At 65.1% G+C, this 25,402-nt stretch carries 20 protein-coding genes and 1 pseudogene; 6 read left to right on the top strand and 15 right to left on the bottom strand.

Annotation, left to right across the window (positions count from 1 at the left end):
- Position 1: 1 nt before the first annotated feature.
- The gene (locus IIB36_12120; protein ID MCH7532486.1) at positions 2-1,090 is read right to left on the bottom strand and encodes an IS630 family transposase; all 1,089 of its coding nucleotides are present in this window, start codon (positions 1,088-1,090) and stop codon (positions 2-4) included.
- 261 nt (positions 1,091-1,351) lie between these two features.
- Here IIB36_12120 and IIB36_12115 point away from each other — a divergent pair, with 261 nt between their 5' ends.
- On the top strand, positions 1,352-1,591 hold the full coding sequence (locus IIB36_12115) for a hypothetical protein (GenBank protein MCH7532485.1): 240 nt from the start codon (positions 1,352-1,354) through the stop codon (positions 1,589-1,591).
- Positions 1,592-1,611: 20 nt separating this feature from the next.
- On the opposite strand, the gene bshB1 is transcribed toward IIB36_12115, so the two are convergent.
- The 7 genes from bshB1 to IIB36_12080 form a co-directional block, all read right to left on the bottom strand.
- Positions 1,612-2,337: a bacillithiol biosynthesis deacetylase BshB1 gene (gene bshB1, locus IIB36_12110; protein ID MCH7532484.1), complete on the bottom strand. Its 726-nt coding sequence runs from the start codon at positions 2,335-2,337 to the stop codon at positions 1,612-1,614.
- 434 nt (positions 2,338-2,771) lie between these two features.
- A complete protein-coding gene (locus IIB36_12105) occupies positions 2,772-4,061 on the bottom strand; it encodes an ABC transporter permease (protein MCH7532483.1) in 1,290 nt (429 codons plus the stop codon).
- Complete coding sequence (locus IIB36_12100) at positions 4,054-5,295, bottom strand: ABC transporter permease (protein ID MCH7532482.1); 1,242 nt, start codon at positions 5,293-5,295, stop codon at positions 4,054-4,056. Before IIB36_12100 ends, IIB36_12105 begins: the two co-directional genes overlap by 8 nt.
- A gap of 36 nt (positions 5,296-5,331) precedes the next feature.
- A complete protein-coding gene (locus IIB36_12095) occupies positions 5,332-6,576 on the bottom strand; it encodes an efflux RND transporter periplasmic adaptor subunit (protein MCH7532481.1) in 1,245 nt (414 codons plus the stop codon).
- A gap of 5 nt (positions 6,577-6,581) precedes the next feature.
- Positions 6,582-8,078 carry a TolC family protein gene (locus IIB36_12090; protein MCH7532480.1) on the bottom strand — a complete coding sequence of 499 codons (1,497 nt, stop codon included), beginning with the start codon at positions 8,076-8,078 and terminating at the stop codon, positions 6,582-6,584.
- Between the two features lie 211 nt (positions 8,079-8,289).
- A complete protein-coding gene (locus tag IIB36_12085) occupies positions 8,290-8,952 on the bottom strand; it encodes a hypothetical protein (GenBank protein ID MCH7532479.1) in 663 nt (220 codons plus the stop codon).
- 76 nt (positions 8,953-9,028) lie between these two features.
- Positions 9,029-9,769, bottom strand: coding sequence for a creatininase family protein (locus IIB36_12080; protein ID MCH7532478.1), 741 nt, complete (start codon positions 9,767-9,769; stop codon positions 9,029-9,031).
- Between the two features lie 173 nt (positions 9,770-9,942).
- Here IIB36_12080 and IIB36_12075 point away from each other — a divergent pair, with 173 nt between their 5' ends.
- The 3 genes from IIB36_12075 to IIB36_12065 all read left to right on the top strand — a co-directional run bounded on the left by IIB36_12075 (position 9,943) and on the right by IIB36_12065 (position 16,463).
- Positions 9,943-13,824 (top strand): HAMP domain-containing protein, encoded by a 3,882-nt coding sequence (locus tag IIB36_12075; GenBank protein ID MCH7532477.1) that lies wholly within the window; start codon positions 9,943-9,945, stop codon positions 13,822-13,824.
- A 243-nt stretch (positions 13,825-14,067) separates the two neighbouring features.
- Positions 14,068-14,649, top strand: a complete 582-nt coding sequence (locus IIB36_12070) for a hypothetical protein (protein MCH7532476.1) — start codon at positions 14,068-14,070, stop codon at positions 14,647-14,649.
- Between the two features lie 383 nt (positions 14,650-15,032).
- Positions 15,033-16,463, top strand: coding sequence for an amino acid decarboxylase (locus tag IIB36_12065; GenBank protein ID MCH7532475.1), 1,431 nt, complete (start codon positions 15,033-15,035; stop codon positions 16,461-16,463).
- A 9-nt stretch (positions 16,464-16,472) separates the two neighbouring features.
- Here IIB36_12065 and IIB36_12060 read toward each other — a convergent pair whose 3' ends face one another.
- The 3 genes from IIB36_12060 to IIB36_12050 are packed head-to-tail and all read right to left on the bottom strand — an operon-like array spanning position 16,473 to position 19,335.
- Complete coding sequence (locus tag IIB36_12060; GenBank protein MCH7532474.1) at positions 16,473-17,861, bottom strand: NAD(P)(+) transhydrogenase (Re/Si-specific) subunit beta; 1,389 nt, start codon at positions 17,859-17,861, stop codon at positions 16,473-16,475.
- A 6-nt stretch (positions 17,862-17,867) separates the two neighbouring features.
- Positions 17,868-18,146 carry an NAD(P) transhydrogenase subunit alpha gene (locus tag IIB36_12055; GenBank protein MCH7532473.1) on the bottom strand — a complete coding sequence of 93 codons (279 nt, stop codon included), beginning with the start codon at positions 18,144-18,146 and terminating at the stop codon, positions 17,868-17,870.
- A 52-nt stretch (positions 18,147-18,198) separates the two neighbouring features.
- Positions 18,199-19,335 (bottom strand): Re/Si-specific NAD(P)(+) transhydrogenase subunit alpha, encoded by a 1,137-nt coding sequence (locus IIB36_12050; GenBank protein ID MCH7532472.1) that lies wholly within the window; start codon positions 19,333-19,335, stop codon positions 18,199-18,201.
- Between the two features lie 151 nt (positions 19,336-19,486).
- Here IIB36_12050 and IIB36_12045 point away from each other — a divergent pair, with 151 nt between their 5' ends.
- The gene (locus tag IIB36_12045) at positions 19,487-21,019 is read left to right on the top strand and encodes a YifB family Mg chelatase-like AAA ATPase (protein MCH7532471.1); all 1,533 of its coding nucleotides are present in this window, start codon (positions 19,487-19,489) and stop codon (positions 21,017-21,019) included.
- 45 nt (positions 21,020-21,064) lie between these two features.
- On the opposite strand, the pseudogene IIB36_12040 reads toward IIB36_12045, so the two are convergent.
- From IIB36_12040 to IIB36_12025, 4 genes and pseudogenes are all read right to left on the bottom strand, one after another.
- Positions 21,065-21,306 (bottom strand): annotated as a pseudogene (locus IIB36_12040) (recombinase family protein).
- A 15-nt stretch (positions 21,307-21,321) separates the two neighbouring features.
- Positions 21,322-21,576, bottom strand: coding sequence for a type II toxin-antitoxin system HicA family toxin (locus IIB36_12035; GenBank protein ID MCH7532470.1), 255 nt, complete (start codon positions 21,574-21,576; stop codon positions 21,322-21,324).
- Positions 21,573-21,824 carry a type II toxin-antitoxin system HicB family antitoxin gene (locus tag IIB36_12030; GenBank protein ID MCH7532469.1) on the bottom strand — a complete coding sequence of 84 codons (252 nt, stop codon included), beginning with the start codon at positions 21,822-21,824 and terminating at the stop codon, positions 21,573-21,575. Before IIB36_12030 ends, IIB36_12035 begins: the two co-directional genes overlap by 4 nt.
- 198 nt (positions 21,825-22,022) lie before the next feature.
- A complete protein-coding gene (locus IIB36_12025; protein MCH7532468.1) occupies positions 22,023-23,183 on the bottom strand; it encodes an ISAzo13 family transposase in 1,161 nt (386 codons plus the stop codon).
- A 1,493-nt stretch (positions 23,184-24,676) separates the two neighbouring features.
- Between IIB36_12025 and IIB36_12020 the strand changes: the two genes are divergently transcribed.
- Positions 24,677-24,949 carry a hypothetical protein gene (locus tag IIB36_12020; GenBank protein ID MCH7532467.1) on the top strand — a complete coding sequence of 91 codons (273 nt, stop codon included), beginning with the start codon at positions 24,677-24,679 and terminating at the stop codon, positions 24,947-24,949.
- Positions 24,950-25,402 lie beyond the last annotated feature (453 nt).

The following is a 25,402-nucleotide window of genomic DNA, read 5'->3' as shown; positions in this document are numbered from 1 at the left end:
TCTAGTGTAGTGTTGCCAAAGTGTTTAGCCCACGGTCGATCTTTTCGAGGATCTCCTTCGCTGACTTCGTCCAAATGAAGGGAGTCGGATCCTCGTTTCGATGGTCCAAATAGGCGGTGATGACGTCGATGAGTTCGGAGACACTGTTGACGGCCAGCCGCTTCAGCTGCCGAGCGTCGAGTTCAGCGAAGAGGCGTTCCACGATGTTGGCCCACGGGGCTCCGGTGGGGATGAAGTGAAAGTGGACCCGGGGGTTTTTGGTCAGCCAGTTACGGACTTTTTCGTGTTTGTGCGTGGCGTAGTTGTCGAGGATGACATGGATCTCGAGATCGGGATCGACGCTGCGTTCGACGGTCTTGATGAACTTCAAGAACTCCTGATGCCGGTGCCGGGGCATGCATTCATGGATGACGTGGCCTGTGGCGACGTTCAAGGCCGCGAACAGGGTGGTGGTGCCGTGCCGCTTGTAGTCATGCGTCATGGTGCCGGCTCGGCCCTTCTTCAGCGGGAGCCCGGGCTGCGTGCGGTCCAGAGCCTGGATCTGGCTCTTTTCGTCGAAGGAGAAGACCACGGCGTTGTCAGGAGGGTTCATATAGACGCCCACCACGTCGTGGAGCTTCTCGACCAGGCGGGGGTCGCGGGAAAGCTTGAAGCGCCGGATCTGGTGCGGCTTGAGTCCGTACTTGCGCCAGACCCTCCAGATGCTCACATGGTCGATCTTCAGGGCCTTGCCCATCAGCCTACTGGTCCAGTGCGTCGACTCCTCGGGCGGAGGGTCTTCGCTCGTGGTCTTCTGTACGATCTCCTCCTCGAGCGTACGCGTGAACCTCCGGGGTCGGCCGGGCCGGGGCCGGTCACTCTCGATCCCATCGAGCCCTTCCGCTTCGTAGCGCCGCATCCAGAGGCGCGCCGTGTCCCGGGCGATGCCCACCGAGGCAGCAATGCCGCGACTCGATTCTCCCCTGGAGGCGGCCAAGACAATCTTCGCTCGCTCCACCTGCCGCCGTGGAAGCGTCCGAGACCGTACCCAAGACTCGAGAATCCCTCGATCACCCCGTCGCAGTCGCAACTTCTTGGTCGTTGTAGCCATGGACACCAATATACGCGCCTAGGACACTATGGGCTAGAGACTTCTGCAACACTACACTAGAAGGCGCTAGTTGCTGCCCGTTGCGGAGACCATAACTTAGGAGACCATAACTTAACGGTGTTCTACTTTCCCCCGAACCATGCGCCCACTCCCGACTGAATGACGCGATTTTCAGCGCCGCTTCCCGACGACCCGCCCAGCTGTTTCCGGTCGACTGTGCACGGGACGGTATTCGCGGGTCGAGACCGTCACCTGGATACCGTGACTGACGGCGATACGCTGCGTCTGGTCGCCGACCCACCTGTACAGGACAACCCCGAGGTCTGGGTACACCTCACTTCGGGTGATCCCATCGGACACCTGCCGCCCGAAATCGCTCAATGGCTCTGGCCGTGGATGCTACGGGGTGGGGTCGCGGAAGCACGGGCCCTGCGCGTGCGAGGCGCGGAGGTGCCATCGTGGCGGCGTGTCCTGCTCGAGGTGGTGTGTCGGACGACCTGAGCAGCAGAGTGCAGCAGGTGTCAGAAGGTCGACACCCCTAGCTCGGCGAGGTCGCCGACCTCGAGCGCCTCGTCGACACGGAAGGGCTCACCGTACGGGACCCGAATCAGCGACCCGTAGTGCGCGAGTTGGGCACGGATCTGATCGATGAGCGGTCGGTCACCGCCAGGGAAAGCTTCCCCGGCCTGGCTGACACCTTCGAACTGAGACTCGTAGGCGTTGATCGCCTCGAGCTTCGCATCGATGTGTTCGCTGATGTCAACGACGAAGTCGGGGGGGACGGCGTCTTCGCGGAACGCGGTCGCGTGGATGAGCTTCGTGGGACGTAACGGCTCACCCGTCACGTCGAGCTTCTTGAGCGCGCTCAAGAAGCAAGCATCTCGCACGAGCTCGCTCGCGATCCGGTGGTCCCGGTGGAGGCCGACCTTCCAGTGCGTGACGACGACCCTCGGCCGGAGTGCCCTGAGATGCTCCACGACGATGTGGCGGGACTCGTTGTCGTTCTCGAGCGCCGCATCGGGAAGTCCCGCGTTCCATCGTTCAGCGAGGCCCATGATATCCGCCGCTCGAGCGGCCTCCGCAGCGCGCTGCTCAATCGATCCGGAGCTGCCCATCTCGCCGGCCGTGAGGTCGAGAACGCCGACTCGCTTTCCGGCGGCGGCGCTTTTGATGAGCGCGCCCCCGCAGAGGAGTTCCGCATCGTCGGGGTGGGCCATGATGACCAGAAGGTCAAGCCCCCTGTCCATTAGAAGGGTGATCGGAAAGGGGGGCGGGCCGCCACCCGTGCTAACGCACGGGTCCCCGGGATGCCACGGCCCCAGAGGGCACCCGCGCATCGCGTGGGTCGCGGAGCTTCGAAGGCATAGCCGTCGCGGGCACCGCCGCCGAAGGCGGTGGTCCGAGAAGCTCCAACGACGGAGACGGGGCCGTGCCACCGCAACCCACACACTCGTCTGTTCATTTCAACCCGGTGCTGGGCACAGGGCGACCAACCTTTGGTCGGTGCCCGCGCGGTTGATCCATCGTCTCTCCTCGTCGGACCACCGCCTTCGGCGGCGGTGCCCGCTCGGCTACGACTCCTCGTCGTTCCTTGCCTGAACGCGCGCGAGCGCGGGGCACCCACGCCGCATGGCGTGGGTCGCGCGGCCCACCCCCCTTTCCGATCACCCTTCTAGAAGGCTCACTCGTGCCTCAGAGCTTCCACCGGGTCCATGCGGCTTGCGCGCAGCGCGGGCAGCAGCCCGAACAGCATACCCGTCACGGAGGCCATCCCGAGCGCGGTAAAGATGGCCCAGATGGGGATTCTGGCGGGCAGAGGAGTCCACGCGGCCACGGCGGATGCCAAGCCCCATCCCATGAGCATGCCCACGAGTGCCCCGACGGCGGTCATCGCGGAAGCTTCCACGAGGAACTGCCACAAGATCTCTCTCCGAGTGGCGCCCACGGCCTTCCGAATGCCGATCTCTCGAGTGCGTTCCGTAACGCTGATGAGCATGATGCCGATGACTCCAACGCCGCCCACGAGCAGGCCGGTCGAGGAGAGCGCCATCATCACGAGAAAGAAAACGGCGGTCAGCTGCTCGAAGAGATCCAGAATCTGGGCCGACGCGATAACTGCGAAGTCGTTCTCCTCACGCGGACCCAGTCCGCGCATGCCGCGCATCGCCGCGATGACATCGTCTTGGGCTCGCTCGAACGTGACCGATTCCTTCGGCACGATGACGATCTGGGCCATTTCGGGGCTTTGACGAAGTCGCCGCCTTGCTGCCGTATGTGGGACTATCGCAAAATGCTGGATCAAACCCGAGAAGATGTTGTCCGATTGCGCGAACACACCGACCACCCTGAAGGGCTCCTGAGTGCCGCGCCAGCGGTTGAGCATGCGCACCCGTCGCCCAATCGGGTCGCGTTCACCGAAGAGCTCGGTCGCGAGCTCCTCCGAAATCACCGTGATGGCACGGTTCTGGTCGACCTCGGCCGGCGTGAAGTCACGGCCGGCGACGAAGTCCCCGGGGGTATACGCCGGCCAACCGGCCGAGTACCCACTCGTCTGGATATTGCGGACCGTGTGCCCGTCGTAGTCCATATCGATGGAGAACGGGAACGTGAACATCGCCGCCTCGACGGTCGGTAAACGGTCGAGGACTTTGGCCTCCTCCGGCAGCAGCTCGGGCTTGTTCCACCACGGGGGTCGGTTGTTGCCCGCGTCCGAAAGGCGAACGGCGGTGAAGTCGAAGCGCATCACCACGAAGTTGTTGGGCCCGCCCGCCTCGAACGCTTCCATGACGCTCGAGCGAATGCCCGTGATGAGCGCCGCGAGCGCCACCACGACGGACACGCCGACGGCCACCCCGAGGATCGTGAGGCCCGAGCGGATGGCGTTGGCGCGCATCGCGTCGAACGCGATGAGCAGGCCCTCGTGCAGAGAAGTCAGAGCGGAGGCGCCCGTGGGCGTTGGCTTCTCACTCATAGCGGAGCGCGTCCACGGGGTTGAGCTTCGATGCCTGCGAGGCCGGGTAGACGCCCGCGGTGATGCCCACCGACGTGCCGAGGCCCACACCCACGATGATCCACTTGAGACTCACGGCGGCCGGGAGCGGGGAAACAGCGGCGATGAGGGTCGCGATCCCGAGTCCCGCGGCAACGCCGAACATGGCACCGACCGTGGAGAGGGTGATCGACTCGATGAGCACCTGGCTCATGATGTCGCGCCGGCGAGCTCCCAGTGCCTTGCGGACGCCGATCTCCCGAGTGCGCTCCATGACCGAGACGAGCATGATGTTCATGATCACGATTCCTCCCACCACGAGCGAGATCGCCACTAGGCCCGGCAGAGCGGTGAAGAGGACGCGCGAGATGTTGTCCCAGAAACTGATCGCGTCTTCGGCGGTCTCGGCGCCGAAGTTGTTCGCCTGATGCGGCCTCAGTTGCCGGCGCGACCGCATGATGCCTTCGACCTCGAGCTGGATCTCCCGGACCTGGTCAGGGTTGAGCGCCTGGATGATGACTTCGTCGATGACTCCCCGGGGGTTCGTGACCGACTGAATCGGGGATCGGGCTGGAGCCACCGCGAAGTTGTCGAGCGACTGGCCGAAAATCGAGCCTCGCTCTTCCAGCACTCCGATGACACGATAGGGGAAGCCGCGCAGTCGTACGGTTCGCCCAATCGGGTCCAGGTCCTGGAAGATGACCTCGGCGGTCTCCTTGCCGAGCACCAGGACCGGGATCCCACGGTCGGCCTCCTGCTGGGTGAAGGCCCGGCCGCGCGCGATCTTCAGATTGCGAATTGCAAACATCTCAGGGGAGGCGCCGGTGACTCGGACCCCGGTTGCCGTGCGTCCGTTGTCGCCGATGGCGTCGGAACCCGTGCTGCTCTCCACCGCGATGCGCGCCGGAATCGTCAGTCGTGCCCGGATCGCGTCCGCATCCTCGTACCGGAGCCGTGGGCTTCTCAGACGCTCCCGCCAAACCTCATCGTCGGAGTTTACGTCGGACTCGGGCCAGCGCCGGACCGTGACGGTGTTGATGCCGAAGATCTGAGACGTGACGTCTTCGCGAACGTACCGGTCGAGGCCCTCCACGACCGTCACGACGACGATGAGGAACATGACGCCCATGATCACCCCGAGCAGGCTGAAGAACGTCTTCAGCTTCTCGCTGCGGAGCTGGTTCATCGCGAGCGTGATACCCTCCCAGATCTGCACAGCCCGTCTCTCTCCCGGTGCTTTAGTCTCTGTCCGTCAATTGATGACCGGTTCGTCGCTGCTACGCACCGCGTCCCCGTTGCTGAGTTGTCGAATCCTCTGGTACGGTCCTGCTACGACGGTGTCCCCAACGCTGATGCCGGAGAGAATCTCGAAATACTCCTGACCCGCGATGCCGATCTCGACGGGGGTGAACGTCACCGTCCCGTCGCTCACCACGAAGACCCCTTCGATGTCCTCGAGGTCGTCGTCGTCGGAGGAAGGATCGGCTGCGGTCGAATCACGCTCCTCCTCTCGCACCGTCAGCGCGATGATCGGCACAGCGAGCACGTCCCCGCGCGTTTCCGTGACGATGTCGGCGGTCGCCGAAAGATCGGGTCTCAGAAGCGCCTCATTCACGTCGAGCGTGAGCACGACCTCGAAGTCGATGGCCGCCTGCTGGCCCGCGGCCTGCCGAGATGGAGGGTTGATTGCCGAATTCCCGATCTCGGTGACCCGCCCCGTGAACTCCTTGTCGCCGAAGGCGTCGATGCGGATCGTGGCGCTGTCTCCGACGGAGATCGCCGGAATATCGGTCTCATCGACCTGCACAACCACCTCGATGACCGAGAGGTCGGAGATCGTGAGCACGAGGCTCCCGGGGTTGTTCATCGTCCCGATGATGACGGTCTCGCCCTCCTCGATGTTCAGGCGCGTGACTTTCCCGTCCATTGCGGCACGGAAGATCGTCCTGGAGAGCTGCTCCTCGGCCTCGTCGACCGATGCGCGCCATTGTGCGACGCCGTGTTGTGAGGAGGAGAGCGTCGCCAGGGCGATGTCGACCCGCGTGCGTGCGTCGTCGATCTGCAGCCCACTGACGAGCACCGAGTCGCGAGCCCTGAGATTGAGCAAGCGATCGAGGTCCCGCTGAGCCTGCAGGAGGCTGGCCTCCTGCTGCGTCTGCTGTGCCTCGGCCTGGGCCAGAGAAGCTTCGTTACGAGAGAGCGCAGCCTGGTACTGATCGGGCTCGAGCCGGAGCAGGAGCTGCCCCCGCACGACGTCCTCGCCCTCGTCGATCAGGAGCTCGGCGACCTTCGCGGAGACGTCGGAGCTGACGTCGACCGTGCGACGGGCGCGAATGTTACCACTCGCGGTCACGAGCTCGACGAGGTCTCTGCGCTCGATTACCTCGGTCCGCACTTCTACGCCGCGCTCGCGTCCGCGCGTAGCCTGGAGCGTGGCGGCGGTGCCGAGGACGAGGACGGCGATGACGCCGATGATGATTTTCGTCTTCGAGTTCATGGCCTCTAGTTTCTGAGGGAGGAGCCCACGAGCGCCTCCAGGCTTGTCACAGTGTCGTGGTAGGCGAACACCGCCATGACGCGGTCTTGGTCCGCCTGTGCGAATACGGTCTGCGCGTCGACGAGCTCGATGAAGGTGATCGCGCTCAAGCGGTACCGTTCCCGCGCGAGACCCAACTGCTGCTCCGCGAGCACCCGGTTTCGTTCTTCCAGCAAGGCGCTCTGATACGCTGTCCGCACGTTGGCAAGGCCTATGGAAATGTCTGCGTCGAGCGCCAACTCCTGCTCGCGGACCTGATACCCTAGATCATCGCGCTGAAGGCGGGCCGCCTCGAGGTTCCTCTGCCGGCTCAAGCCCTGGAAGATTGGGATGCTCAGGCCGAGGGACACTTGCGGTGGAGAGCCCTGGAAGCTGAACGGGAAAGCGCTGTTCTGGTCGGTGATCGCCTGCCGCTGTGCGTCCGTGAATACCAGGCGCGAACAATCGAGCGCGGGTAGCGGGTCGGCGAGCCGCGCATACAGGTTGTTCGTCTGGACACATTGAGCGACGGATCCAGCCACCTGAGCCTGGGCCTGAGCGACCTGGAAGTCCGTCGAGCTCGCCTGGCGCGTGAATCCGCTCCATCCTGTTTGGATGGAGAGTGAGGGCAGGTACGCCGAGCGCGCTGAGCTGACGCCGATGTCGGCAGATTCCTTCGAGCGCCGTCTGGCTTCGAGAGTCGGGTTCTGCCTCAGGGCCATGTCAGTGAGCTGCTCGAGTGTCCACGTCGGCTCGGAGAGCTCGAATACCGTCGACAGCTCGAAGTCCTGGCTCACGGGCAGGCCGAGCTGCTGGAGTACCCGGATGCGGGCTGTGGAGAGCGCGTTGCGCGCCTGAAGTTCGGTGACCTCCGAGCGCCCGACCTGAACCTCCGCCTGACCGACATCGATCGGGGTCACCTGACCGACTTCCAGCTGGCCCTGGGCCAGCCGCAGATTGAATCGGCTGCTCTCGAGCTGTTGCTCGGCGAGCCGCAGGCCTTCCTGCCGTCGAAGCAAGTCGACATAGGCGTTGGTCACCTGCGAGGCGAGATTCGCCTCCGCAACCCTGATCTGTGCGACCGTGGCTCCGCGTAGGGCCCGCGCCTGCGACGGCGCTTTCAGCTTCGCCCAGTCGAGCGAGAAGTTCAGGCCGACGTTGTAGTTCGAGAAGTAGTACGACGGCTGGTTGGCGAATCCCAGGTCCGCGAGCGTCAGGCTTCCGAACCCAAGCGTCTCGCCGGCCCCTTGCCATGAGACGCCCGAGAACGCGGACGCCGTCGGCAGCAGCGCCCCGTACGCTTGACGCACGTCCCAATCCGCGAGCGCCTCGTCGTTCCGGGCCTGAAGGAAAGTCGGGTTGTTGCCTCGTGCGATCTCGAGCGCGTCTGCCAGTGAGAGGCTGCTCGGAACCGCTTCTTGGGCTGCCGTCGGCGCCGCTGATACCGCGGCGATGAGCACGATCGCCCGCGCGCAGATCCTCATCCTCACAATCCCCCTCGTATCCGTCAGTGGAGAGTTGATCCAGAGCCCCGTACGCCATGTCGGAGCGGGCGGTTTCGAGTCGTGAGACCGGCCGGGACGCTGTTCATGACAGCCTGTACGCGGCGGACGGGGCACATCTTCATGGCGCGCCGCCTTCCAATCGGGTTGAAAGCTAACGCGCGGGCGCCAGCGACCAAGGTAAGCGGCCCTTTCAGCCGACCAGGTCTTGGCGTTCCGCCACGTATTGCAGTGCGGGGATCTCGACGCGCAGCACGCGCCCCTGGCGGTCGAACCACACGACCCGCTCCTGGTCGCCATCCCGGAACACGACCTTTCTAGCATCCACTAGATTCGGGCCCAAGCGGAGCTCTACGTCCACCCAGGCGCCCGCCACGAGATCCATCACCAGGCGGGAGCGGGGCTCGATGACCGGGACCTGCGCCCCCTCGCTCACGTTGCCGAGGAAGTAGTAGTGATGGGCCACGAGCTGCTCGACGATCCGGGTGTGGGTGCTCGCGCTGAACTCACGCTCCTCCTCTCCGGCCGCGGAGCGGAAGTTGGAAACGAAACGAGGGCCGACCAGGTTGAGCACGACTTCGGAGGCGTCGATCCCAGTGACCTTCAGCTGATAGCCGTCTGCCGCGCCCTCGGGGGCGTGGGCGCTCAGCAAGGGACGCAGCTCCTGAGACCCGCCATCGCGCGACAGAGTCACGGTGGCGCTCGCGATATACGTCGCACTCCGTCCAAAGCCCGCCCGCCGAATGGAGAACTCCTCGCTGCCGATGACTTCGCCGCCAATACTCACGGAGAAAATGCCTTGGTCCACGACCACACTCTGCGCGCCGAGCCCGAGCGCGGTGCCGATCGCGAGCAAGAGTGAGCCACATAGTGAGCCACATAGTGAGCCACATAGTGAGCCACATGGGGATAGTCCGAGTCGCATGACGGTCCTACCCGCGCGCGCGCCATGCGTTCGCATCGTTCGTCGGCCTCCCTTCTAGCGCAGTGGCGATTTCCTGCACGTATCGCTCGAAAAGCGCTGCTCCCTTCTCGGGCGTACCTCGCTTCGGGCGGCCGACGACGCCCCGAGATTCGGGCGGGGGTGCAGGCACTCTGCCGCGCGTGTACCTTCGCAGCGCCTTGGCATCCGGTACGAAGTCCTCGACTTCGTCCATGTGGACAAGCTCGGGTGCGAGGTGTAGTAGAAGCGAGGTTTCCAGCTCACCACCGTGTTCGCTCTCCGGATCCGACTCGAGGACATCGCGGACGTCGATCTGGTAGAGGTCATACACGCTGTTGGTTGACGCGTCCGTCAGCGCCATCAATAGTGCCTCCAAGTGTGGTTCGTACCGATGCGCCGTGATGATCACGAACTCGGAAACGCCGCCGTCCTCCCACTGTGCGAGCAGTTCGTTGATCGCGCGGTGGAGCGTCTTGCGGCGAAGCCCCGTGGTACCGGCAAAGGGACCTCCGCCCATCAAAACCCCGTAGGAGAAGGTCGGAGCGCGTAGAATGCCTAGTCGCTGCGAAACGGCCCGGGCGACGCGGTCCGCGATGAGGACGTTTGCTCCCAAAGGGAGGTGAGGGCCGTGTTGGTCCATTGCGCCTACCGCGAGAATCAATCGAGGGTCTCTGGCGATCGCCCGGCTGATCTCCGGCCAGCTCAGTGCGTCGAGTGCGAATGAAGTCACGTGTGCGGATGTCCCTGAAGTGGCGTAGAGCTGCGCGGTCGGTCGGGTGGCTCGGTCCGTGGATCGCTTTGGCCTCGCTGTCGCTTTGGGCGGCGTCGCCCGGGCACGCGGTCCTTGTCCTCGCGTCAGCTGGCGCCACGGCCGCCCTCCTCTGGGGCCCTCGACGGAGAGGCATGGCCTGGGGTGCCGGCTCGGCGATCCTGGTGCTTGCCATCCTCGCGGCATTCGGGGCCCAACGCCAGGTAGGCGAGCTCACGTCCGGGTGGGACGAGTATTGGGCGGAGCGCGAGCAGGAGGTGGGCGAGACTAGGCTGGATGCCGCGCTGCAAGAGATGCTCGCGGCTGGTGAGGCCGCAGCCGACTCGCTCGCGGGCATGGCGAGGGAGCTGGCCGCGTCGCAGGACGTGACCGCGGTCGAGCGTCTGAGGGCTCGGCACGGTGTTTCAGCGATCGCACTCTACGACCCACGGGGACAGCTGATCATCTGGGACGGCGTGCATCGCGGGAAAGTACCCGAGCCCGCACAAAGGGGGGAGCAGCGGTACATGTACCGTGACCTCCCGCTATTCGGATATCTGTACGTAACCGCGGTGGCGTCCAACGGAAGCGTCGCCATGGCCGCCCACCTCTTGCGCACGGATCTGTCCCCTGACCTAGGGGCAGATGTCGGCGACTTCAGCTCCGAGTTCTTGCGGGAGACCGGTGAGTCGATCCGTATCAGCGCCGAGTCTCCTCCCGTCTCGGAGGGAGTGTGGGAACTCACTGTGCCAGGCGGCGAGCGTCTGCTCAGCGTCGTCATAGAGCGTCCGGAACTAGCAGCGCGCGTGGCGAGGGTCATGGGGCGCTGGCAGGTGGTCGTATCGACGAGTCTGTTGCTCGCGTGGCTTCTGCTCGCGATCGGTGGACCGCCCAGGCTGGCCGCTGGTACCGTAGCAGCGGGTAGCCTTCTCCTCGTCGCGGCGTTCCTTCCGCTGGATCAGATCGATCGTTTAGCAGGGCTCTTCGACCCTGGTCTGTTCGAGCTTCCGGGCCCGCTTCCCATCTCGCTCGGGAGATTCGTCCTCCTCGCGTTGGCGGGCTTCACCATGGTCGCCGTACTTCCGCGACCGAGGCTGGAGATACCGTTCTGGGCGGCAGGTTTGATGTCGAGCGTGCTCTTTCCGCTGACCATTTTGCTCATCCAAGCCGGCCTCCGTCCCGAGTCGCTCGCGGGTGGAAGGCTCGAGTGGATCGCGTACCAGGGAGCGCTGGCGGCCGTCCTCACGCTCATCGTGGGTTCTGCCCTCGCCTTCACCCGCGCTCGCCCAGAGGGGCATCGGGGACTCGCCGCGGCCGCGCTGGTTGCCGCGATCGCGCTTGCCGCGGCCGGCGCCACGCACGTGGGGATGACCCGAACGCTGCCGATCTGGTGGACGGCGCTCTGGCTCGTGCCCACCTCGCTCGCCGCCGCCTCGATCGGGGGCTGGGCGGGTTGGCAGCGACCGCTCGTCGGTTGGCTCATGGCCGGGGTCCTGGCGGTGACCGCCGCGCTTCCGGTGGCATGGCAGCAGCAGATCGCGGCGGAGGTCGCGGAGGGGACCGCGCGTCTCACGGCGGTTGCGGCGCCCGAGGATTTGGCGCTGCGTCGGGGGCTCATACGGTTGGGTGAGGTCGCGGACTCTCTCGAGCGGGCGGGCAAGCGAGACCTCGACGTCATGTACGGCGCGTGGCGTGGAAGTGGTCTGGCCGAAGAGGCGGTGCCGTTGCGGATCACCATGTGGCCGGAAGGGGGCGAAGCGGGTGAGGAACTTCGCATCGGTGTGGGTACGGACCGACCTGGGCGGATCGCCGACATCGCTCGCGATACACGGGTGCGGGGCACGTCGCAGCTGTTTCATCTCCGGAGGGACGACGCCCGCTACGTGATTGGGGTGCCCCTTTCGGGGGGGGACGTGCTCACAGCGGTCGGGCCCGCGATCTCCACGCTCCGGAGCTCCCGCTCGGCGCTCGCGGCCCTCATGCGAGGCGGTTCCGCGTCGGTGGCGGAGCCGCTCACGCTCATCCCTCTGCTCGCTACTGATCCGCACGGACCCGCGTCCATCACCTGGACGCGTACCAGTGCGGGCTGGCAGGGGGACCTCGAGATCGAGTTCGAGAACAGGACGTACCACGCGCACCATCTGGTCGAGCTGCCGGGTCCGCTGCTCGCGTCGGCTCGCGGCTCTTTGCTGTTGGCGCTCGACCTCCTCGTCTTCTTCTCGTTCTGGCTCGGAGGGCGAGCGTTGCTGAGGGAGGTGATGCCTGAGGAGATGAGGGTGTCCGGCTGGGTGATCTCGTTCCGCGCCCGGGTCACCCTCGCGCTCTTCGGCTTTTTCGTCCTCGCCAACGCGCTCTTCGGAACCATCGCGTATCGGACCCTGGTGCAGGCATCGGTGCGCTCGGCTCAAGCGATTGCCGAGCGAGTCGTCGAGGACGCCGCGGACTGGTACCTCTCGCTCGGCGGAGCGACCGGGGGAACCAGGATGGAGCGACTCGCGCAGCAGGTGGGCGCGGAGCTACTCGAGTACCGGGACGGCGAGTTGCGGGAGGGCTCGGTCGAGGAGCTCGTCGAGCTCGGCCTGTACGAGGGCTGGATGCCGCTCGCGCAGCATCGTCTGCTCGACGGAAGTGAAGGGATCCGGGAGTACACAGAGACTTCGCTGGGGCGCTGGCAGTACATCACGGCGTACCGGCGTCTCCCCGACGGTGACATCCTCGGTGTGCAGGTTCCGCTTCAAGCCGGCGCCACGGCGATCCAGGCCACCGATCTCATCGAGCTGATGGGCTTCGCGACTCTCGTCGGAGGCGCGTTGTCCCTCGTATTGGCGTGGATGGTCGGGCGCGCCCTGACGAGCCCGCTCCGGGCGCTTCAGGTCGCCTCCGAAGCGGTCGGTGCGGGGGACCTTCAGCTCCGCCTTCCCAGCACGCGTGCGGACGAGTTCGGCGCGGTATTCCGTGCCTTCAACCGGATGGTCAGCCGTGTGCGCAGAGCTCGCCGACAGCTCGTACGCACGTCACGGCGCACGCAGGCGATCATGGACGAGGCCGCCGTCGGCATGATCGCGCTCGACCCGGCAGGACGGGTCATACAGGTGAATCGTCGCGCCGAGGAGATGTTGGGCTCGGACGTGTTCGTGGGGAGGAGCGTGCCCGGTGAGGGCCCGCTCGGTGAAGCGCTCTCCGGTTGGCTGGCTCACTTCCTCGCGGGTTCTGCCGACCAGGCGGACACGGAGTTGCACGCGAACAACCGTCGTGTGAATGTGCGGGCCAGCCGGCTCGAAAGCTTGGGTAGCCGCCGCGGCGTTGTACTCGCTTTGGACGACGTGACGGATAAACTACGCGCGGAGCGAGTACTGGCGTGGGGCGAGATGGCACAGCAGGTGGCCCACGAGGTCAAAAACCCGCTGACACCGATCAAGTTGAGTATCCAGCACATCCGTCGCGCTTGGGACGACAAAGCCACGGACTTCAACGAAATCCTCGTCAAGAACGCTGATGCGATGCTTGCGGAAATCGATCGACTGGCCGCGATCGCGCAGAGTTTCTCGCGCTTCGGCGCCCCAAGCGGAGAAGGGGAAACGCCGCTGTCCGTGGTCTCGATACCCGCCGTGGTCGATGATGTGATGGCGCTCTACGGGGGCGGCTCCTCTCCACTCGTGAGTTTCGAGCAGGACGTACCAGACGATCTGCCTACCGTGGTGTCGCGTGGCTCGGAGCTCAAGGAGGTTCTCGTCAACCTGATGGAGAACGCCCGTGACGCGATCGGTGATCGAGGAGTCGTTCGTATCTGCGGACGCACGGAAGGGGACAGTGTCGTGGTAGTAGAGGTCGTAGATGACGGCTCCGGCATCGATGAGGCGTTGCTGCTCCGCATCTTCGAACCGCGTTTCTCCACGCGTTCCACCGGCGCCGGGCTCGGTCTTCCGATCGTGCAGAGACTGGTAAACGCGTGGGGAGGGTCGGTCGACGTCACCAGCGTGCCCGGTGAGGGAACGACGGTGTCGGTCCGGCTGCAGCGATCAGATTCCGTGGGCTAGCTGGGTCGTCGGCAGCCCACTGGACTTCTTCTCAGTCTGCTAGACTGGTGAGAGCGGTCAGATTCTGGCATCTTGAATGCCCTCGGAGCCGAACCCTCCCGGCTCTGAGATGTCGCCACCGGAGGCGCCCTGCAGCGGTAAGCCCGGAGCATCTCTACCCGGATGCAGAACTACTCCACAGATCGAGACAGAGCAAAGGGGCCCAGCTCCGCCACGCGGATCGCTGGCCCGGGGCGCCGCCGTGTGGCGCCCCTCGAGCTCGCCGAGTGGCTCCAGCAGAGGCTGCCAGCTATTCGCGAGCAGTGGGCGAGGCGAATCCATGAGAACGGCGTGGGGCGCAGCGAGCCTTGGGACCCGATCATGGACGAGTTCATGTCATTGCTGGTGGCGATTCTCCCATCGCTGTTAGGGCCGCTGAGGAGGGAAGTAAGGCCGATCTGGGATCGTTGCGCGGAGCTCTTCGGTGCGACCGCAGCCCAAAGGGGTCTGGCCGCCGGGGAAGTCATCGAGGAGCTGCAGGTGCTGCGCGAGTTGGTGATTCGTGAGCTGTATCGCGATCCCCCGATGGGGGGTCAGGTGCCGCTCTCTCTACGAGAAATCCTTCATCTCAACCGCGCCATCGATAGGGCGGTCACGCACGGCAGCGTTGGCCACACGGACGCGCTCTTCTTCCAGCTCTTCGATAAGGGTGAACCCCGGGACCCCGTGCTGCCGGCGACCTTGGCGGAAGAGGTCCGGCAGCAGCTCGGCGTGATTCGGGCCGAGTTCGAATCGACGGTGAGCGTGCTCGTGACGACCGGGCGGGAGAGCACGAAGGCGCATTAGAAGGGTGATCGGAAAGGGGGGTGGGCCGCGCGACCCACGCCATGCGGCGTGGGTGCCCCGCGCTTGCGCGCGTTCAGGCAAGGAACGACGAGGAGTCGTAGCCGAGCGGGCACCGCCGCCGAAGGCGGTGGTCCGACGAGGAGAGACGATGGATCAACCGCGCAACCGTCATGTGCCCAGCACCGGGATGAAAGGACACATGAGTGTGTGGGTTGCGGTGGCACGGCCCCATCTCCGTCGTTGGAGCTCCTAGCCGTAGCGACGGCTATGGCGTCGTCGCCCCGCGACCCGCGCAATGCGCGGGTGCCCTCTGAGGCCGTGGCACTCGGGGACCCGTGCGACAGCACGGGTGGCGGCCCGCTCCCCTTTCCGATCACCCTTCCATGAGCCGAGATCTGCCGCCGGAAGAGTTCCGAGCTCTGGCACACGAAGTGGCCGATTGGATGGCCGACTACCTTGCGGGCGTCGGAGATCTTCCCGTCTTTCCGGACGTACGACCCGGTGACGTGCGCGCTGCCTTGCCGGCCGCGCCACCGGAGGTCGCCGAGCCCCTCGAGCGGGTGCTTGCCGACTTTCGTGACATCATCGTACCTGGACTCACGCACTGGAATCACCCCGGTTTCTTCGGCTACTACGCGATCACGGGCTCCGCGCCGGGGATTCTCGGTGAGATGCTCGCAGCGGCGCTCAACGTGAACGCGATGGTATGGCGCAGCTCGCCCGCGGCTACCGAACTCGAGGAGACCACTACGGATTGGCTGCGTCAACTCCTGGGATTGCCGGCCGACTTCGACGGGGTCATCAACGACACGGCTTCCTCGTCCTCACTGTATGCGTTGGCCGCGGCGCGCGACGTGGCGTATCCCGATGCCCGTGAGCGGGGTCTGTTCGGGCGGCCCGCCGGGCGGGTCTACGCGTCCGATCAGACCCACTCTTCGATAGAGAAGGCGGTCCTGACTTTGGGCTTCGGTCGGGACGGATATCGTGCGATACCGAGCGATTCCGAGTTTCGCATGCGGCCGGCCGCGCTCCGCGCTGCGATCGAAGAAGACATGGCGGCTGGTGTTCGACCCGTCGCGGTTGTGGCGACGCTCGGCACGACATCGAGCAGCTCGATCGATCCGGTGAGCGAAATCGCCGAGGTCGCCCGCGACTTCGGCCTCTGGCTGCACGTCGATGCGGCGTACGCGGGCCCTGCGGCCATCGTACCCGAGCTGAGGCCATTGCTGGCCGGCTGGGAGCACGCCGACTCCATCGTGGTCAACCCGCACAAGTGGTTGTTCACTCCGGTCGATTGTTCGGTGCTCTATTGCCGGCGTCCGGAGCGACTGGTCCGAGCGTTCTCGATCGTTCCCGAGTATCTCACCGCACCCCAAGCGGAGGGTGGGCGGAACCTCATGGACTACGGGGTCTCACTCGGCCGTCGCTTTCGTTCTCTCAAGCTCTGGTTCGTCCTCCGCGCGTTCGGACGTGAGGGCATCATCGAGCGTCTTCGCGCACACGTGGCGATGGCGAAGGAGTTCACGACCTGGATCGATGAGGCGGAGCAGTGGAAGCGCGTGGCGCCGACACCACTGTCTACGGTCGCCTTTCGGTTCCTGGCAGGCGGTAGTGACGAGCAAGACGCCGACGCTGCCAACCTTCGTATCCTGGAACGTGTGAATCGTTCGGGAGAGGTCCTTCTGACCCACACCGAGCTCGGCGGCCGCGTCGCGCTGCGGCTCTCGATCGGGAATCTGAGGACGACGTCCTCTCACGTGCGGCGGGCTTGGGCGCTCCTTCAGAACGCCGCCGACGATGAGAGAGCCGTGTAGGTAACTCGCCTACGCCAGCTCGCGGACCTCGCGAACGAGGTCTCCCATCGACTCCTTGGCATCGCCGAAGAACATCAGCGTGTTCTCCGCATAGAACAGCTCGTTGTCGATGCCGGCGAAGCCCGGAGAGAGGCTCCTTTTCATGACGATGACCCGACGTGCCTTGTCCACGTCGAGAATCGGCATGCCCGCGATGACCGACTGCGGGTCTCGGGCCGCGGGGTTCACGACGTCGTTCGCGCCTACGACGAGTACCGCGTCCGTTTTCGAGAAGTCGTCGTTGATTTCGTCGAGGTCGAAGAGCTTGTCGTAGCTGACGTCCGCTTCTGCGAGCAGCACGTTCATGTGACCCGGCATGCGACCGGCGACCGGGTGGATGGCGTACTTCACATCCACGCCCCGATCTTCCAGTAGGTCGCCGACCTTGCGTAGCTCGTGTTGGGCTTGCGCAACGGCCAGCCCGTATCCCGGCACGACCACCACCGAATTCACGTATCCGAGTTCCGCAGCGACCGCCTCGGCGTCCGTGCTCCTCACCGGGCGCTTGCCGATCAGCGCGCGATCGACACCCGCGGTGCCGCCGAAGCCGCCGAAGACGACGTTGGCGAGGGAGCGGTTCATGCCCTTGCACATGAGCTGGGTCAGAATGAGGCCGGAGGCCCCGACCAAGGCACCGGCGATGATCAGGACCATGTTGCCGATCACGAATCCCGCTGCACTCGCGGCCAGGCCCGAGTAGGAGTTCAGCAGCGAAATCACGACCGGCATGTCGGCGCCACCGATCGGGATGACCAGCAGGACGCCGAGCAGGAGCGATATGCCGCAGAAGACGTAGAAGAGCGTGGTCGGATCCTGACCCCCGAAGACACCGAGGGTCATCGCGCCAAGCGCGAGCGTGCCCAGGACGAGCAGGGCATTCGTGGCATTCTGGCCCGGGAAGGTGATGGGGTTTCCGGTGAGGATGCCCTTCAGCTTGGCGAACGCTATAAACGACCCGGAGAAGGTCACGCCGCCGATCAGCGTCCCGAGCAGCATCGAGACGCCCCCCGTGCTCAAACCTACTCCGGGGAGGTTCAGGAACTCGGCTACGGCCACGAGCGCCGACGCGCCACCACCGAAGGCGTTGAATACGCCGACCATCTCCGGCATAGCCGTCATCTGGACCCTACGGGCTGCTATGCTGCCGATGATACTACCGATCGCCACACCGATGAGGATCCCGGTCCAGCTGAGGATGTCGGTATCCACCACGGTCGCGATGATCGCGAGAAGCATCGCAAAAGACGCGAGCGCGTTACCACCGCGCGCGGTTGCCGGTGATTGCAGCCGCTTGAGCCCGACGACGAAGAGGATCGCCGACAGCAGGTAGGTCAGTTCGACCAGGATGTCCGCGTTCATGTCGGCCTACCTCTTCCTGAACATGCTGAGCATGCGATCCGTCACCATGAATCCCCCGATCACGTTGACCGTGGCCATGGTGATTGCCACGACGCCGAGCACCATCTGCGTGGTGCCCTCGGCCCGACCCGCGACGACGATCGCGCCGACGATGGCAATACCGGATATCGCATTGGCGCCGGACATGAGCGGGGTGTGTAGTGTGGGAGGCACCTTGGTGATGACCTCGCGACCGGCCAGCGCCGCAAGGACGAACACGTACAGTCCGATCATCAACTCGCCCATCGGTTCTCCTGGGAGGTTGCAGTGAGTCTGAGTCTGGGTCGACTGGCGGCGGTCACGACACCGACAGCGCGTTCTTCACGAGCTCGTTCGTGACCTGGCCTTCGTGCGTGACGGTAGAAGGGCCCACCACGTCGTTCTCCATGTCGAGTTCGATTCGGCCTTCCTCTGCGACGAACTCACTGACCAACGTCACGATGTTCTTCGAGTACATCTGGCTCGCGTGCACCGGGATGCCGGCTGCTAGGTTGACCGGCCCGAGGATCTGCACACCGTGCACGACAACGGTTTCGCCGCTCTGGGTCAGCGCGCAATTGCCGCCGCTCTCCGAAGCGAGATCGATGATCACAGACCCCGGACGCATCGACCTGACCATGTCTTCCGTGATCAACAGCGGTGCGTCCCGGCCGGGGATCTGAGCCGTGGTGATCACGATGTCGCAGTCTGCTATCGCGCCGGCGATGAGGTCCAGCTCCTTCTGATGCTGGTCCTCCGAGAGTTCCTTCGCGTAGCCGCCCTCACCCTCGGCCGCGACCTCCTCGTCGGCCTCCAAGAAGCTGGCGCCCAAGCTCTCCACCTGTTCCTTCACCTCGGGCCGGACGTCGAACGCTTGCACCACGGCGCCGAGGCGTCGAGCGGTCGCGATCGCCTGCAGCCCCGCGACGCCCGCTCCGAGAATGAGCGCCTTCGCGGGTCGAATCGTGCCCGCCGCGGTCGTGAACATGGGGAGGAACTTCGGCAAGTGGTCGGCGGCGATGAGCACCGCTTTGTACCCGGCCACGGTCGCCTGGGAGGAGAGAGCGTCCATCGACTGCGCTCGCGTAATCCGCGGGACCATTTCCATAGCGATCCCCGTGATCTTCGATTCCGCGAGCGCGCGAACGAGGTCCGGGTTAGTGAGTGGGCTCATGAACGAGACCAGGATGGTGCCCTCGGACATTGCCGCCACGTCCCCGAGGGACGGTGCGTTCACCGCGAGCACAATGCCCGCGTCCCGGAGAGCCTCCGCAGCGGAGGGGGCGACGGTGGCACCAGCTTCTTCGTACTCATCGTCAGAGATACTCGAGGCCGATCCCGCACCGGCCTGCACGGTCACATCGAGTCCCGCCTTGAGGAGTGCTTTCACACCTTGAGGGACCAGGGCGACCCGGCGCTCTCCAGGACGTGTTTCCTTCAGAACGGCGACCTTCATGCACACTCTCCGTGTGAGTTCTGGAAGTTTTCAGGGGTCGGAGCGCCCACATCGTACCGGGCCGTGTGGGACTGCACAAGCCGAGAATCGCCTAGGTGACGGGGGCTGATTCCGCCATGCTTTCGTCCCGGGTCTGCGACGAGCGTGAAGCATGCTCGCTCATGTTCACACCGCGGCCTTGCGAGGCGTAGAGTCGTTTCTCGTGCAGGTCGAGGTGAACCTGAGTTCTGGGCTTCCGGCCTTCACCGTCGTCGGGTTGCCGCACGGTGCGGTGCGCGAAAGCCGCGATAGGGTCGCGGCGGCACTGCGGAACTCGGGCTTCCCCCTGCCGCCCCGGCGCATCACAGTGAATCTCGCCCCCGGGGACGTGCGCAAGGAAGGAACGGCCTTCGACCTGCCGATCGCGGTGGGCTTGCTCGCGGCCGGCGGGCACCTGGATGACGGTCGCCTCGGCGAGTGCGCCTTCCTGGGAGAGCTGGGGCTCGACGGCTCGCTTCGACCCATTCGCGGCGCACTGCCGATCGCGGCGGAGTGTGCTGCGGCGGGCATCCGCACCCTGGTGGTGCCGTCTGCGAACGCCGGAGAGGCGAGTGTCGTCCCCGGTCTGACCGTTCTCAGCGCGGCGACCCTGTGTGACGTCATCACGCACTTCAGCGGGGGACGGTCGCTCGAGAAGGGCGCCCTCGATCTCCGCGGGCTGTTGCAGGAGAGCGTTTCGGACGGCCTTGACATGCGTGACGTACGAGGCCAAGCGGTGGCGAAGCGAGTGCTGGAAATCGCCGCCGCGGGCTCACACAATGTGCTCTTCCTGGGGCCACCCGGGTCGGGCAAGACGATGCTGGCGCGCAGGCTTGCGGGGATCCTACCGCCGCTCACTCTGGACGAGGCAATCGAGTGCACTCGCGTTCACTCGGTCGCGGGCACGCTGGGGAGGGGGGCGCCGCTGGTGTCTCGGCGCCCTTTCCGGGCCCCCCATCACACGGTCAGCGACGCCGGGCTCGTCGGCGGTGGGTCTCCGATCCGGCCTGGGGAGGTCAGCCTGGCGCACAACGGCGTCCTCTTCCTCGACGAGTTGGCCGAGTTCCGCCGAAACGTCTTGGACGTACTCCGCCAACCGTTGGAAGCCGGAGTCATCCATCTGTCGCGGGCCGGATCGGCCGTCTGCTTCCCCGCCAGGATCCTGCTCGTGGCGGCTATGAACCCCTGTCCCTGTGGCTTCTGGGGGGACGGCACCGATCGGTGTCTCTGCGATCCCACAGTGGTTCACCGCTACATGGGGCGGGTTTCAGGACCGCTCATCGACCGAATCGACCTGCACCTACACATCCCGCCGGTGCCGTTCGAGCAGCTGGCGGGAGACGGCGAGGGGTCGAGCAGCGCCCAGATCAAGGAACGCGTCTCAAAGGCTCGACGGCTCCAGGAGGCCCGCTTCGAGGGGGTCGAGGCGGTGCACGCCAACGGCCAGATGCGTCCCATGGAGTTGCGTCGGTGGTGCCGGCCAAGTCGAGCTGTGTCACGCCTCCTTCAACGCGCGGTCGATCGCATGGGTCTGTCGGCGCGCTCCTACCACCGGATCTTGAAAGTGGCCCGCACGATTGCCGACCTGGACGGCGTCGAGGAGATTCGCTGCCGCGACGCAGCCGAGGCCCTCCAGTACCGATACCTGGATCGCATGCGGGGCTGATCGGGCGACGTGTTGATCGGGCGCGTTGAAAGCCCTCCGCGCTATGAAGGGTGCGGCGCCCCCCAGGGACTTGCCCAGCTTGGCCCGCATGACGACCGAAGCGGCGACCGGTCGGCGATCTCCCCCCGTTCCCACTGGGCCATGGCGGCGGTCATCGTGGAGAAAAGCCGGCTGGCCGGGGAACTGGTGTCGATGGCTTCTTGGAGGGAGATCAGGTTGCACGTTGCGGAAGGATTCGGGCGCGATGCCCCGCGGTCAAGCAGAGAAAAAACGAAGCCCACGCAGATGCGTGGGCCTGACTCCTACTTGAGCAGGCCGAGCCGCTGGAGGTCGGCTTCGGTCCAGTGACCTTGTCGCTCGATGATGCTCTGAGGGGTCTTAGGAAGGAACGTCTCGCCCGCGGACGAGAAGGGTACCGTCACGCGACGGCCGTCGGAGTGACTATAACGGCGGTGACTGCCCCGCTGACGGGCGATGGGAAAGCCTTCACGGGTCAAAGCTTTTTCGAGTCGGCGGGCGGTGAGGGAGCGGAGAAGGGAGTAGTCGACCGGATTCACAGAGTGACAGTGACGAGGGGCTCATCCGAAACCGTCGCCGCTTCGGCTGGGATGGGCTGACCCTCTTCGACGAGGTCTTCCACGATCATTTGGAGGACCTCATGGATGTGGCTCATGGCTTCTTCACGCGTCCGCCCCTGGGTTGCCGCTCCCAGGTGCTCCAGGGCTGGCACGCGCACGAAGAAACCGGGCTCCCCTCCAGGGAAGGAGTCCTTCTCGATCTCAATTCGGAAGGTGTAGGACCGCATTCGACGACCTCCGAGCGGATTGTGACTAATTCTTACCTCGTCCATGAGCGTGGAGGTCCGGGTGGGGCGCGGGGCGTTTGTTGCGCCCTGTACTCCAGCCTGGATGCCTTCCCTCCATCGTACCACAGCTGCTGCGGCTGTCAAACGTCTCGTCTGGACGTCCCCCGAGTCCCCGAAGTCTACCGGCGTTCGGTCACGTCACTCGTCCTTGAGCCGCTTCATGGCTCCCAGGATCACCTTGGCGATTGCCCGGGTGCGCGTGGTCTTCTCGCCCTCGTCGAGGGCCTGGTAGCGAGTCTTCACGCGCCAGCCTCGCACGGTCTTCTCCCCACCGGCGCTCTTTGCTTCCAACTCTTCGAGGAGCGCAAACAGCTCCTCGGGCGTGCAGAAGCGGACGTGATCGATCGCTTCGGGCTCAAGAGCCGCATGCACGGCGTAGCTGCGGAGCAGCTGTCCGGCCCAGTTCTTACTGATCTCGCTGAAGAGGCGATGGTCGATGGGGTTCCACTTCGAGGCACCCGCTGGATAGTGACAAACGGTAACGCTGATCTGGTGCGGGTCGGCGAGGCGAGTCTGGAGGGCGACCTTGAAGGCGCGGACACGCGGACTGTTGCTACAGCCGCCATCGGCGAGCACGAGCAGCTTGGGAGCACCGGTGTAGCGTTCGCGGCCTTCCCACTCCCACCATCGGACGAGGTTGTCGGCGGCGAAGTCGGGCGTGTCGTGAGACGTTCCCACGAAGACGGTGCCGCGGTTCGCGCACACGTCGTAGATGCCGTACGGGATGGCGATGCCTTTGGCCTCGGAGCGGAAGTCATGGTCGCGGACCAGGTCCGGAGTGCGCCTCCAAGCCGTGCCGTTGTTCTTGAAGTTGCCGACCAGCTCCCTCTTCTTCGCATCGATGCTCACGATCGGTAGGCCGTGTCCGGCAAACCTCGTGCGCTGTTCGGCGATGTATTCGAACTGCTCGTTGCGGTCCGGGCCCGAACCCCGAGAGACCCGCTTGTGGTTGACGCGGAGCGCGTAGTCGAGATCCTTGAGGATCCGGGCCACGGTCCTGGTACAAACGTAGATACCGAGGCTCGCAAGCTCGTCGGAGATCTTCTCGGTCGTGCGGCGGGTCCAGCGCACTCCGGTGACGGGATCGCCCGCGACGTCATGCTTCATCAACCCCTCGATGGCGGCGATCACTTCCGGCGTTGTTTTTCCGCAGGAGGCCGTCCTCCACCCTCCCGGCGTACCCGCTCGCGATCGACGTCCTGGGTGAGAAGTTGTGTTCGTCCCCTGGCCACGGTGCCCGGGTCGAGGCCCAGGAGCTCGGCGATGCGTCGGTCCCCGCCGTGGCCGAGCTTCATCGATTCGAGGCCCGCATACAACCGTCGCTGGCGTTCATCCAGCAGCGAGAAGAACAATACGATGGCCGCCTTCAGCTCGTCAGGCACAACGCGCGGGCCTGCACCGAAGGGGAGGTCCTGAGGCTCGGCCTCCCAGACGTGGCGCGCGCGAAGCTGCTTGCTTCGCTCCGATGCGTCGATGGCGAAATGTACGAAGCGCCCGTCGATCTTCTCGCGCGAGATCCGTCCTTCTAGGGCGAGCTTCCGTAGCGGGTCCTTCACCTGGACGTGGAGCACGTGCTCGAGTTCATCGCTCGCGTAGCCCGCCTCGGCCCCGTCCACCAGCACTTCGCATGTCTTGAGGAGCGTCCCGTGCCTGGAGAAGCACACGGAGCGAAAGCACCACAAACCGAGATCGTCGAACTCGGCGACCTCGTGCAGCGTGTAGTACTTGCCGCGGTGGGAGTAGCTCGAATGGTAGTCGAGCTCGCGGAGCCTGCGGAAGACGGTCATGTCGACCTCGGTTCCGAGCACGGACTTGAGTTCCGCCATCGTCGCGATCTTGCGCTCGACAAGCAGCTGGCGCAGAGGTGCCGGGTCCATGGGGTCAGTCCTGTTAGGGTTATGCCTATTGATGCGTAATCCTAACCACTCCAGGCCCCTACACAAGGCGCTTCACAAGCCGGCGCAAACCCCTTGCCGAGAGCGCTCTTACGCGCTCACCGTCGTGCGACCAGGGACGCCAATCCCGTTAGAGTTGCACTCCATACTCTCGATTTGTTTTTGCGGCGGCCCTAAGCGGGGAGGGGCTCAACAAGAGGCTGCCTTCAGATCGTGCGGTCCCGGTCATTCCTTCGGGGTCACCGACTTCGTCGCGGAGGCGTCGAGCGTCCCATTCTGCTATTCCCACGGAGATCGGCCGGCCCCATCGTTGAATCGGCCGCTTCTTTAGCAAGGGGGATGAGGTATGGGCCTGCCGATCTGGGACCTGCGGGAGCTCCGCGAACCGATACGTGACCGTCAACCGCCGCCCCAGCTGCGCTACCCGATCGAATCCTGGCCTACGCACTCACCGCCATACCGAAGGCAGCTGTTCAGTCGCCACGTGGAGCAGGGCACCGCCCTCGAGGAGATCACGTCTCGGCAGCCTGATCGTCATGACCTTATCGCATAGCGACGGAGGCCTCTCCCTTTGCATGGGCCGACCTCGCAAGTCTCACGCTCTACTGGTTCCCCGACGGTCGTCTCCAAAGGCCGACGTCACAATGTTGCCTCGATCGCTTGACGGTTCGCACGGTTCGGCGGGTCACGACCGGCCTCCCGGGCCCCGGCTCACACGAACTCGCCACTGCGACCTCGCAAGCGAGGGTCAGTCCAGCCAACAAGCGGGACAACGAGGCCGAGCGATTGCAAATGTCCCAGACACCTCATATCGTCAAATCGTCCCCTCCGGCCTCTCCAACACACCTAGGAGGTTGCTAGGAAGTACCTTTCCAAGGCCACAGCGCCCTAGCGCTATTGAGCCTCATGTTCCTCGCGCCACCCGCGTTGGCCTACGCTGTGGATTCCGGCGCCCTGGACCCCACCGAGGGTTTGACCTCGGAGGCGCCCTTGTTCGAGCCGCTCAGTGAGACGGAGATGGCTGATATCGAAGGTGGATACTGCTTCGGCTGCCGGCTCTTCTGTGGAGCCGTTGGTATCGGGGCAGGATTGTTTTTCGGCAACCCGGTTGTCGGGTTCGTCGTGGGCGTAGGCTGCATCGAAGTCCTCGACCCTGAGCCCCTGGGCTGAGTCCCGTGGATCGCGCCGGACAAGCCACGGGAGGCCGTTGGGCGCTCCTAGTGCTGTGGTGGCGATCCGTGCGGAGGAGGGGGCCGTCTGGCCCCTTCCCCGCACTTCTCGGGTTGGTGTGGCTCATCGTTCCGATTCGGGCGGTCCGCCATGTGCTGACCCTGGCCTCTAGTGCGCCGGCGGACGCGCGGGCCCTCCTGCACGCGTCCATCGCGCTTTCAGTGCTCATCATCCCCTGTGCTACGATGGTCTTGGGACGCGAACCTCTCTCAGCTAGCCCCCGTCTGGCCCTCCTTCCTTGGGCGGGCGCATCGCTCAGGCTGTTACGGCTGGGCTTGAGGAGCCCATTCGCGCTGCTGGCATGTTTCTGGACTACCGTGGTATTCACTGTGGCCCATACCACACTGGTTCCCCTCTGGATCGTGGATCGGGCGCTCCTAACCACCGCCATGG

This window comes from Gemmatimonadota bacterium, assembly GCA_022560615.1.
GTDB lineage: Bacteria > Gemmatimonadota > Gemmatimonadetes > Longimicrobiales > Gaopeijiaceae > UBA1138.
The sequence above is the reverse complement of the archived record's forward strand: the minus strand, read 5'-3'. Positions and strand labels throughout refer to the sequence as shown.

What these genes read in the sequence shown, in the direction of transcription:
- IIB36_12120 (MCH7532486.1), bottom strand. Translation starts at nt 1,090, where the DNA reads ATGGCTACAACGACCAAGAAGTTGCGACTGCGACGGGGTGATCGAGGG.
- bshB1 (MCH7532484.1), bottom strand. Translation starts at nt 2,337, where the DNA reads ATGGACAGGGGGCTTGACCTTCTGGTCATCATGGCCCACCCCGACGAT.
- IIB36_12105 (MCH7532483.1), bottom strand. Translation starts at nt 4,061, where the DNA reads ATGAGTGAGAAGCCAACGCCCACGGGCGCCTCCGCTCTGACTTCTCTG.
- IIB36_12095 (MCH7532481.1), bottom strand. Translation starts at nt 6,576, where the DNA reads ATGAACTCGAAGACGAAAATCATCATCGGCGTCATCGCCGTCCTCGTC.
- IIB36_12090 (MCH7532480.1), bottom strand. Translation starts at nt 8,078, where the DNA reads ATGAGGATCTGCGCGCGGGCGATCGTGCTCATCGCCGCGGTATCAGCG.
- IIB36_12075 (MCH7532477.1), top strand. Translation starts at nt 9,943, where the DNA reads ATGGCCTGGGGTGCCGGCTCGGCGATCCTGGTGCTTGCCATCCTCGCG.
- IIB36_12065 (MCH7532475.1), top strand. Translation starts at nt 15,033, where the DNA reads ATGAGCCGAGATCTGCCGCCGGAAGAGTTCCGAGCTCTGGCACACGAA.
- IIB36_12060 (MCH7532474.1), bottom strand. Translation starts at nt 17,861, where the DNA reads ATGAACGCGGACATCCTGGTCGAACTGACCTACCTGCTGTCGGCGATC.
- IIB36_12055 (MCH7532473.1), bottom strand. Translation starts at nt 18,146, where the DNA reads ATGGGCGAGTTGATGATCGGACTGTACGTGTTCGTCCTTGCGGCGCTG.
- IIB36_12050 (MCH7532472.1), bottom strand. Translation starts at nt 19,335, where the DNA reads ATGAAGGTCGCCGTTCTGAAGGAAACACGTCCTGGAGAGCGCCGGGTC.
- IIB36_12045 (MCH7532471.1), top strand. Translation starts at nt 19,487, where the DNA reads ATGCTCGCTCATGTTCACACCGCGGCCTTGCGAGGCGTAGAGTCGTTT.
- IIB36_12030 (MCH7532469.1), bottom strand. Translation starts at nt 21,824, where the DNA reads ATGCGGTCCTACACCTTCCGAATTGAGATCGAGAAGGACTCCTTCCCT.